2 protein-coding genes are annotated in these 438 nt (G+C 62.3%); one reads left to right on the plus strand and one right to left on the minus strand.

Annotated elements, in window-relative coordinates; genetic code table 11:
• On the minus strand, window positions 1-239 hold a 239-nt coding region (locus AWU74_RS12480; RefSeq protein WP_238580285.1), incomplete at its 3' end, for a glutamate synthase-related protein.
• Between the two features lie 19 nt (window positions 240-258).
• Between AWU74_RS12480 and AWU74_RS12485 the strand changes: the two genes are divergently transcribed.
• Window positions 259-438: hypothetical protein (locus tag AWU74_RS12485; RefSeq protein ID WP_202966447.1), on the plus strand; the 180-nt coding region annotated here is incomplete at its 3' end.

The following is a 438-nucleotide window of genomic DNA, read 5'->3' on the forward strand; positions in this document are numbered from 1 at the left end:
TGTTCCAACGAAATATCGCTTATGTTACAAATGGCAGCGAACGCAACGGACTGCCCGAACCCAGCGCGGACAAGGTGCGCGCCGAAACGCCCAGACGCCACCTGCACGACCGTGTTCGCGCCGTAGCGGTAAAAATCCCTGTGCAAGCCGCCCTCGCCCGTGTTGTACACAATTCCCAGCTCCGTCGCCGCGCGCGCGAGGCTTTCGTGCGCGTTGTAGCTGATAGAGCCGTAGCTCATTGCGGAGAACATAATCGGCGTGGAAAGCTCTATGTGCGGCGGCAGCGCCGTAACGAGCGAGCCGTCCGCGTTGCGTTCCAGTTTGGCGGGGCGCTATCCCAGCGCGACTTTCGTTTCCATACGCCACCGGAGCGGGTCGATGGACGGAGTCGTTACCTTCGAGGCGGTTATCACGAGCCGGTTCCAGGACGGCGGGCGG

Source organism: Treponema endosymbiont of Eucomonympha sp., from assembly GCF_001028545.1.